The 9251-nt window shown below is 66.2% G+C and carries 8 protein-coding genes; 5 read left to right on the forward strand and 3 right to left on the reverse strand.

The window, feature by feature from the left end:
- The 3 genes from AC5RV1_RS20580 to AC5RV1_RS20590 all read right to left on the reverse strand — a co-directional run.
- Window positions 1-1561 (reverse strand): helicase HerA-like domain-containing protein (locus tag AC5RV1_RS20580; RefSeq protein ID WP_493995839.1); only part of this gene is annotated, 1561 nt, incomplete at its 3' end.
- A gap of 9 nt (window positions 1562-1570) precedes the next feature.
- Entirely contained in the window at window positions 1571-2035 is a 465-nt protein-coding gene (locus AC5RV1_RS20585; RefSeq protein ID WP_493948150.1) for a GNAT family N-acetyltransferase, read from the reverse strand.
- 114 nt (window positions 2036-2149) lie between these two features.
- Window positions 2150-4123, reverse strand: coding sequence for an FAD/NAD(P)-binding protein (locus tag AC5RV1_RS20590; protein ID WP_493995840.1), 1974 nt, complete (start codon window positions 4121-4123; stop codon window positions 2150-2152).
- 263 nt (window positions 4124-4386) lie between these two features.
- Here AC5RV1_RS20590 and AC5RV1_RS20595 point away from each other — a divergent pair, with 263 nt between their 5' ends.
- The 5 genes from AC5RV1_RS20595 to AC5RV1_RS20615 form a co-directional block, all read left to right on the forward strand.
- Window positions 4387-5445, forward strand: coding sequence for an amino acid ABC transporter permease (locus tag AC5RV1_RS20595; protein ID WP_493995841.1), 1059 nt, complete (start codon window positions 4387-4389; stop codon window positions 5443-5445).
- Complete coding sequence (locus tag AC5RV1_RS20600; RefSeq protein ID WP_493995842.1) at window positions 5445-6251, forward strand: amino acid ABC transporter ATP-binding protein; 807 nt, start codon at window positions 5445-5447, stop codon at window positions 6249-6251. Before AC5RV1_RS20595 ends, AC5RV1_RS20600 begins: the two co-directional genes overlap by 1 nt.
- Window positions 6252-6262: 11 nt before the next feature.
- Window positions 6263-7321: a transporter substrate-binding domain-containing protein gene (locus AC5RV1_RS20605; RefSeq protein ID WP_493995843.1), complete on the forward strand. Its 1059-nt coding sequence runs from the start codon at window positions 6263-6265 to the stop codon at window positions 7319-7321.
- Window positions 7322-7562: 241 nt separating this feature from the next.
- Window positions 7563-8387, forward strand: a complete 825-nt coding sequence (locus tag AC5RV1_RS20610) for a DUF1684 domain-containing protein (protein WP_493995844.1) — start codon at window positions 7563-7565, stop codon at window positions 8385-8387.
- On the forward strand, window positions 8384-9251 hold an 868-nt coding region (locus tag AC5RV1_RS20615), incomplete at its 3' end, for an LLM class flavin-dependent oxidoreductase (protein WP_493995845.1). The genes AC5RV1_RS20610 and AC5RV1_RS20615, both read left to right, overlap by 4 nt.

The following is a 9251-nucleotide window of genomic DNA, read 5'->3' on the forward strand; positions in this document are numbered from 1 at the left end:
CGCGGCGGCCGCTGCTCCTGGTGGGTGCGGGCAGGCTGCTGGGCCGCCCGAGGATCTCCTCTTCTATCCGCCGCGCCTCGGCATCGACGTCGGCGGCGCCGCCGGCACCACCGGCACCGTGGCTGCCGGTGCCGGCACCACTGGCACCGTGGCTGCCGGTGCCGGGAACGGGAGGTTCGCCGGGCGCAGCCGGGCCGGTGGGAGCCGCCGCCCTGCCGGTGAGCTTCTCGTAGGCCGAGGGATTGTCTACGGCGGTCCCGTACTTGCCCAGCAAAGACGACCCGGCCACCGTACTTCTCACCAGGGCTTCATCACTGGGGCCCATCACGGATTCAGGGGCGCGCAGCCGGGTATGGGCCACGGGAGTGGGCGCACCCTTCTCGTTCATGACCGTGATCACGGCTTCGCCGATGCCCGCGGACGTCAGGGTCTCTTCGAGGTCGTAGTCGCTCATCGGGAAGGTGGAGACCGTCGCCTTGAGCGCCTTGGCGTCCTCCGGAGTGAACGCGCGGAGCGCATGCTGCACCCGGTTGGCCAGCTGGCCGAGGACTTCAGCCGGCACGTCCTTTGGCGTCTGCGTGACGAAGAAGATGCCAACACCCTTGGAACGGATGAGCCGGACGGTGGTGGTGATGGCCTCCAGGAACGCCTTGGACGCATCGTTGAAGAGGAGGTGTGCCTCGTCGAGGAAGAACACGAGTTTCGGTTTGTCCAGGTCGCCGGCTTCGGGCAGGTCCTCAAAAAGGTCGGCCAGCAGCCACATCAGGAAGGTCGAGAACAGCATGGGCTTGGTCTGCAGGGTGGGCAGTTCCAGGCAGGTGACCACACCGCGGCCGTCCGGGGCGGTGCGCAGCAGTTCGGCGGTATCAAATTCCGGTTCGCCGAAGAACTTCTCCAATCCCTGGGCCTCCAGGTTCACCAGTTCCCGAAGGATCACGCCCGCGGTGGCATTGGACAACCCGCCCAACTCCTCCAGCTGGTCCTTGCCCTCCGGCGACGTCAGGAACTGAATGACCGCCCTAAGGTCCTTCAGGTCGATCAGCTCCAGGCCGTTCTTGTCCGCAAAATAAAACACGAGCTGCAGGCTGGATTCCTGCGTATCGTTCAGCTCCATGATGCGCGAGAGCAGGATGGGGCCGAAGGACGTCACGGTGGCCCTCACAGGGACACCGTTGCCGTCACCGCCCAGCGCGAGGAACTCTACGGGGAAAGTCTTGCCCTGCCAGGCCTGGCCGATGCTCTCGGTGCGCGCAGCAAGTTTCTCGCTGCCCGTGGCGGCCGTGGCGAGGCCCGAGAGGTCGCCTTTGATGTCCGCCAGGAAGACGGGGACACCCGCAGTGGAGAGCTGTTCGGCCATCATGTGCAGCGTGACGGTTTTGCCGGTGCCGGTGGCGCCTGCCACCAGGCCATGCCGGTTCATCATGGCCAGCGGCAGGCGGACCTGCGCCTCCTTGTGGAGTTCGCCGTCAACGATGGCGGCGCCGAGTTCGATGGCGGCCCCTTCCAGCGTGTACCCCTTCTGGATGGTGGCAAGCTTCTCTGCTGTGGTTTTGTTGGCCATGCCGTTAGCTTAGCGGCGGGTGCCCAGCTCCTTCGTGAACGCAAGGAACTTCAACGTCTCCGGGTCCGCGTCCAGGTCAAACTGCGGCTGGTAGCCGGTGCTGAGATAAAGGTGCTTGGCTTCGGGCTGGCGGGGACCGGTGGTGAGATAAATCCGCGTATAGCCGCGGCTGGCAGCGAGGGTTTCCAGCTCGGCCATTACCACCTTGGCCAAACCGCGACGACGGTGGCCGGAGTGGGTCCAGATCCGCTTCAGTTCCGCCGTTGTGGCATCGTAGCGGCGGAAGGCTCCGCCGGCGATGGATTCGCCGTTTTCCTGGATCACCAGGAGCGCTCCGCCGGGTGCCTCAAATTCCTCCGCGGGGTAGCGGTTCAGCTCGTCGGCTGCCGCCGTCCGCCCGAAGAGATCGCCGTACCGGGTGTCGTATTCGACGGCGAGCTCGTCCAACAGCGGCCGTACCCGGGGATCGTGCATGGGGAGGTTGAGGACCGTCAGCGCGGCCGGGTCAAGCGGCCGGCGCGCAACGACGAGGGGCTGGTGCGCACCGTCTAGGGGTAGGCGGGCGAGGTCCGGTTCTGCTGTCACGGTTCAGTTCTTTCCGACGGCGGCTTGTTCTGGAGACATTGTGGTGGAAGTGCGGGAGGCGATGCCACGGGCAGCGGCCAGGATGGTCCGGGCCAGAGCATCATTTTCACGGAAGGGTGCGGCGTTGGTGCCGGGACGGGCAAAGGCTCCGGCGCCCCAGCCGGACGTGCCGGGGCCGATGCCAAAGATCCGCGGCTGCGGCTTCCCCTCGGCGCTTACCAGCTCGTGCCGGGCCGAGATCAGCAGTTTGCCCGTGGAGTGGATCCCGTCCGCGGTGAGCAGTTGCTGTTCCGCCCCGAGGCCGGTCCGGTGGAGGGACTGCAGCAGCGGGTTAAGCGACCGCGCCACGGTGGGGGAGGGCAGGCGGGCTTCGATCAGGGCTTTTGCCGCCACAGACGTCCCTGACTGCGCTGAACTGCCGTGGAACAAACCGGTGGATTCGTCCGCGCCCACCTCAAGGCCGGGCCCGAGGAAGTGCAGCAGGCCGGCACGGTGCAGTGCCAGCATCTGGCGGAGCCGGTGCGGCGGCGGCCCGGAGTCCACGAAACTGAAGAACCCGTGCCACCAGCCGTGGACCGCCTGCTGGGACCGGGCGTTGAGGCGCTCCGGCGGGACGACGCGTCCTACTTCCATGTAGACGTGGAGCAGGGCCAGGAAAAGGGCGAGGGTTTCGGGGTGGTCGGGGCTGTCCCGGAGCACAAGATCCTGCTGGATGTACTCAACCACCGCATCCTGCACCTCCTCGTTGCCAGCAAAGCGACGGCCGGCGAAGGGGCGGTCCAGCCGTTCCAGATCCAAGTGCAGGGCGGGGTCCGGTACGGCAGCTGCCACGAGCTCCTCCCGGGCAGGGCTGTACCAGTCCAGGGCGGAGTAGCGGGCAGCGAACTCGTCCCAGCCCATGGCCGCCCGGGCGGGGCTGCCGGTCAGCAGCTCCCGGTAGTAGTAATAGCCGGCTTCCTTCGCGATCAACGGCCACAGGTCCCTGCGGAAATCCAGTTCATCGTGTTGGTTTAGCAGGGCATCCACGGTTGCGGCGGTCAGGAAACGCAGCGGGCCGGGCGCCTCGCCCAGGAGCGTTGCTGAGATCTTGGAGTGGTACGGCACGCCCCGGCGCGACCCGGCCCACAGCCTGGGTTCCCGCCCGGACGGAAGGTACCGCAGGCCGCCGTCGGGATTCTCCACAAAGCGGCCGCCGCGTCCCTCCATCAGGAGGACCAGGAGGTCAACGAAGGCCAGGCCCATGCCGGAAACGATTACGTCCTGTCCTGGAGCGAGGGGCGAATAGTCGACGCCGGTGGTGTAGCTGGGTGCCGCATGGAACCCGCCGTGCCGTTCGGCAAAATCGGCCCAGGCGGCAGAAGCGGCATCAGGACGGGAATCAGTGTGGCCCAGGGCGGTAACCACGACGTCGGCCCGCAAAGTCCTCCCGTTTGCCAGGGTAACGAGGTACTTGCCCTCGTTGCTGGCGGCATTGGCAGGGGAGACCGCGTCACCGGCCTGGCTGACAGCCACGGCGGTGGTCCGGTGAACCGTCACCTGACGGCCGAAGGACCTGGCTGCCCGACGGAAGAACCACTCCAGGTACTGGCTCTGCAGCTGCCGGGTGGGAAACGTGGCGCCTGTCAGTGAGCGGAGCTGCTCCCACAAAGGCCGGGGAAAGTCCGGCACGTCGGTGATGGAGCCGTCCACCACGCCTGCAGCCCATTCGGCCAGGCTCGGGCCCTTGCCGGCAGGACCCTCGCAGGCAACCGAGGCGTCGGTGAACATGGTGATGTCCGCCGCGGTGGAGTTGAGCAGGAGGCCGGGGTCCTGGTCGTAGCGCCAGATGCGGCCGGAACCCGGGACGTGCGGCTCGACCACGTGGATCTCCAGCGGCCCGCTGAAGAGTTCCGGGCGGTTCGCGGCGATCCGCTCAAGGACGCCGGCCGTGCGGGGCCCGCCGCCCAGGAAGACGACGGCCGGGATGTTCGCTGGCATGGATGCTCCTGGTAGCGGCGGTTGGGGGCGGCTGGAGTGCCCATGCTAGGCAGCGTTTCCGACGGCGGTCGAGCGCCTGGTCACGGCCGTTAACTCCGCGTCACAACACGTCAAGAGACGCAAAAAACCGACTCATGACGCTGTGCGAACTCCGGTGAAGTTATGCAACCTGCTGCCTTGCTGCCCCCTTCGGGCCGGTCCTAGATTTGCAGCCAGCACCCGGGGCAACCAGCTCCGGCCCAACCAGAGAAACGAGGTGGCGCGTGAGTTCAGCAGCAACGACGGTGGCGCAGTCAACAAAGTCAGCCCAGTCAGCTGAAGGCCCGGCGCCGGCCGCAGCTCCTGGAACGGCTGCTCATGGTGCAGGCGGGCTCCCACCCGAAGACGGGACCGCCCGGGTAGCCACTGACTACTCCGCCTACCGTGTGGTAGCCGCCAAACACCCTTGGCGGTGGGTGGGAACCGCCGTCGTGGCCCTCGGAGTCCTCGCGGTGGCGTGGTCCCTGGCCACCAACCCCCGCTGGGAGTGGGGCGTGGTGGCGCAGTGGTTCACCGCCCAGTCCGTCATTAACGGATTGCTGGAGACACTGAAGCTGACCGCGATCTCGGGAGTCCTCGGCTTTGTGCTGGGCTTCGTCCTGGCACTGATGCGGCTGTCCCCCTCGCCGCTGCTGGTCTCGGTGTCCTGGACGTTCTCCTGGATCTTCCGGTCCACGCCGCTGCTGGTCCAGATGTTGCTCTGGTACAACCTGGGCTACCTGTACGAAAAGATCAGCTTGGGCATCCCCTTTACCGACGTCCGGTTCTTCGAGGTGCAGACCACCACTCTGATCAGCCAGTTCGCGGCAGCTGTGCTGGGCCTGACCCTGAACCAGGCCGCGTACTCGGCCGAGATCATCCGCGGCGGCATCCTCTCGGTGGACCAGGGACAGCTTGAAGCCGCTGCTGCCCTGGGCATCCCGGCCTGGCGGAGGTCCACCCGCATCGTCCTGCCACAGGCCATGCGGGCCATCCTACCGAACGCCTTCAACGAGATCATCGGACTGGTGAAGGGCACCTCCATTGTGTACGTCCTGGCTTACTCCGAACTGTTCTACACAGTCCAGGTCATTTACAACCGCACCCAGCAGGTCCTTCCGCTGCTCCTCGTGGCAACTCTTTGGTACGTGGTGATCACCTCGGTCCTCAGCATCTTCCAGTACTACATCGAACGGCACTACTCCAAGGGTGCGGTGCGGAACCTGCCGCTGACGCCCCTGCAGAAGGCCCGCAAATTCTTCGCCACCCACGCAGTGGCCACCAACCGGGCAAGGAGCCTCTAATGACCGCCGCTGCACCTGCCGCCGCTACCCGCGGCCTCGTGGAAATCACCAAAGTCCGTAAGTCCTTCGGTGCCATCGAGGTCCTCAAAGGTGTCAGCCTCACGGTGGAGCCAGGCGGCGTGGCCGTCATCGTTGGCCCCTCCGGTTCGGGCAAGTCCACCCTGCTCCGCACCATCAACCACCTGGAAAAGGTGGACGGCGGCTTCATCTCGATTGACGGCAAGCTGGTGGGCTACGAAGTCCGCGGCGAGCGGCTGCTCGAGCTGCGGGAGAAGGAAATCCTAAAGCAGCGCACCGGGATCGGTATGGTGTTCCAGAACTTCAACCTGTTCCCGCACCTCACTGCTCTCGAAAACGTGGCCGAAGCTCCCGTCGTGGCACTGGGCCGCTCCAAGGAGGACGCGCGGCGCCGCGGCCTGGAGCTGCTGGACCGGGTGGGCCTGAAGGACCGTGCCGGCGCCTACCCCCGCCAACTCTCCGGTGGCCAGCAGCAGCGGGTGGCCATTGCCCGCGCCCTGGCCCTCGACCCCAAGATCCTGCTGTTCGACGAGCCCACCTCGGCCCTGGACCCGGAACTGGTCAACGAAGTGCTCGACGTCATCCGCGAACTTGCCACATCCGGCACCACCCTGATCATCGTCACGCACGAGATGGGCTTCGCCCGCGACGTGGCGGACACCGTGGTGTTTATGGACGAGGGGCAGATCGTGGAACAGGGCAGCCCGGAACACTTTTTCACCAACCCGCAGGAACCGCGCACCCGAAGCTTTCTCTCCAAGGTGCTCGAACCGGCTTTCAACATCTAAAGGACTTCCCCATGGCATTCTCTTCACCTGCCGGCATCCGCGCCCCCCGCTTCCGCAACAGGCGCACTCCCGCGGCGCTGCCCGCCGTCGTACTCCTGGGAACTGTTGCCCTGGCTGGCTGCGCCGATCCCGGTGCAACAGCCGCCGGTTCCGCCAGCGATGGAGCCCAGACGACGGCGGCACGCAACGGCGTCGTCTACAACACAGCCCCGGACCAGCAGCGAATCCGGGCGGAAAAGGACACGGCGCTCGCCGCTAAGGTTCCCGATTTGATCGGCAAGGACGGCAAGCTGACCATCGCCACCACCGCGGGATCCATTCCGCTGTCCTTCCACGCCACGGATGACAAGACGCCGATCGGGTCCGAGCTGGACATCGCGCAGCTGGTGGCCGACAAGCTGGGCCTGGAGCTGGATGTCCACGTGACGTCCTGGGAGAATTGGCCGCTGAAAACCCAGTCCGGTGACTTCGAGGCCGTTTTTTCGAACGTGGGCGTCAACAAGGACAGGGTGAAGCTCTTCGACTTCGCCAGCTACCGGGCGGCTTTTATGGGCTTTGAGGCCAAAAAGTCCGCCACCCATGACATCAAGGGCGCCGACGACATCTCCGGGCTGAAAGTGTCCGTGGGCTCCGGGACCAACCAGGAAAAGATCCTGCTGGCGTGGAATAAAGAGCTTGAAGGGAAGGGCAAGGCACCCGCCACCCTGCAGTACTACTCCTCGGATGCAGACACCATCCTGGCGCTGTCCTCGGGACGCACCGACCTCAACATCGCGCCCTATCCGTCCACGGTGTACCGGGAAAACACCCGAGACGACCTGAAGGTGGTGGGCAAGGTCAACGCCGGGTGGCCGTCCGAAACCCTTGTGGCTGCCACCACCTTGCGGGGCAATGGCCTGGCGCCGGTGATCACCGAGGCCTTGAACTCCGCCATTAAAGACGGCTCGTACGCCAAGGTGCTGGAGCGCTGGGGCCTGTCCGAGGAGGCACTGCCGGAGTCCAGGACCATCACCGAAGAAAGCTTTGCGGCCGCCCAGGGCGCTCCCACCCAGACGGCGAAAACCCCGTGAAGTTCCAGGTCCTGGACATCATCCCACACCTGAAAAACCCGCTGACCGGCGGGATCGTCTCCACTGCGGACCGGCTCAACCAGGTGGTGGAGACCGCAACAGCAACTGGACATCCTGGAGCGTTTCGCCCTGGAAGTCATTCCTGCAGTCCGCGCTGCCGCGCCCACCACCCTGTGGGAGCCCGAAGACCCTTACGGCAGCCGCCCCGAATCCGCCCAGACCAAGACCAGCAGGAGCAGCTATGTCTACGCACACTGAAACCGCATTCGAATCCTTTGAAGCCGACTGGCAGGAATGGCACTCGGCCCATGAACGTCACCGGGCACACCCCCACGGCTTCCTGGCCGTCACCCACCTGCATTGGCTGGGCCCCGAGCCCGCCGCCCTGGACGGAGTGCCCGGAACCTGGAGCGCCGCCAACGACGTCGTCACCGTGATCCTGGAGCCCGGCGAGATACTGGAACTGGAGCAGCAGGCCCTCCCGCCAGGGGAAACGGTCATCGGTCCCATCGCTGAACGCGGCGGCCTGAACCTCAGCTCCGGACAAACCGTCATTGAGCTTGCCAAGCGGGGCGGCGAGTACATCGTGAGGCCGCGGAATCCGGAAAACGGGCTGCTGCGCGACTACCAGGGCACACCGGCCTACTCACCGGATGCGGCGTACGCAGTCCGGGGAACCTATGTGCCGTTCGAGGTTCCCCGCCCCACCACGGTGGGTGCCGCCGTCGAGGGCATCCAGCATGTGTACGAGGCGCCGGGCGAGATCCGCTTCAAGCTTGCCGGCCAGGAACTGGCACTGACAGCATTCAACGGGCACGCGCCGGGATCCCTGCTGGTGCTGTTCACGGATCAGACCTCCGGCCAAACCACCTACGCAGCCAACCGCTCGCTGTCGGTGGTCCCGGCAGCGGACGGCTCAGTGGAGCTCGACTTCAACCGGGCCGTGAACCTGCCGTGCGCCTATACCGACCTCGCCACCTGCCCGCTGCCGCCCGCGGAAAACAGGTTGCCGGTGCCCATCGAAGCCGGCGAAAAGATCCCCTACGAACGTCAGGACCAGCAGTGAGCACCCCGGAAAAGAACACCTCAGAAGCGGGACGGGCCGGTTTCCTGGCGATCGAGCTCGACGGCGCCGGATGGGACGGCGGGGACTTCGCAACACCCGCCGAAGCCGTCCTGGCCGCTGAATCCGCAGGGTTCCACGCGGCCACGTTCATTGACGCACCGGCTCCGGGCCGGACCAACGCCCTGCAGCGCGCCGCCTACGCCGGACCAATAACCCGGACCATCGCACTCGTTCCCGAAGTGGACACCGTCTACACCGAGCCGTTCCACGTCTCCACCCAGCTCGCGAGCCTGGACTACGTTTCCGGCGGCCGTGCCGGATGGATCGCAACCGCAGCGGAATCACCTGGGGCGGCGGCCGCCGCCGGGCGCAACAACGTCGCCGGCACCGCGCTGGCCCAGGAAGCCGCCGCTTCGATTGAGGTTTCCCGCCGGCTGTGGGACTCCTGGGAGGACGACGCCGTGATCCGTGACGTCGCAACGGGCCGCTATATCGATGTGGACAAGCTGCACTACGTCGATTTTGAAACCCCCGCCGAATTCGCTGGCAGCGGCTATTCACTCAAGGGACCGTCCATCATTCCCAGGCCGCTGCAGGGGCAGCTGCCGGTGCTTGCCGCTTCAGCATTGGTGGGCGAGGGGCAGGTTCCGGCGAACGACGTGGATGCCGTGCTCGTCACCGCACCGACGCCCGAATTGCTCGCCGCCGAAATCAGGGATGTCCGGAGCCGCCTGGGTGCGTCCGTGTCGGTCATCGCCGAGCTCGACGTCGTGCTTGACGCCCGCGGGCAGGCTGCGGCTGAGCGGGCGGCCGGTTCCGAAACCGGCCACGCACGCTACATCGGCACTGCTGCCGGCCTGGCGG

This window comes from Arthrobacter sp. Hb9-2 (genome assembly GCF_059091165.1).

Bases quoted from the DNA above. Each gene is read 5' to 3' on its own strand.
- AC5RV1_RS20585 (WP_493948150.1), bottom strand. From the start codon at position 2,035: ATGCACGATCCCCGGGTACGGCCGCTGTTGGACGAGCTCGCCGTCGAA.
- AC5RV1_RS20590 (WP_493995840.1), bottom strand. From the start codon at position 4,123: ATGCCAGCGAACATCCCGGCCGTCGTCTTCCTGGGCGGCGGGCCCCGC.
- AC5RV1_RS20600 (WP_493995842.1), top strand. From the start codon at position 5,445: ATGACCGCCGCTGCACCTGCCGCCGCTACCCGCGGCCTCGTGGAAATC.
- AC5RV1_RS20605 (WP_493995843.1), top strand. From the start codon at position 6,263: ATGGCATTCTCTTCACCTGCCGGCATCCGCGCCCCCCGCTTCCGCAAC.
- AC5RV1_RS20610 (WP_493995844.1), top strand. From the start codon at position 7,563: ATGTCTACGCACACTGAAACCGCATTCGAATCCTTTGAAGCCGACTGG.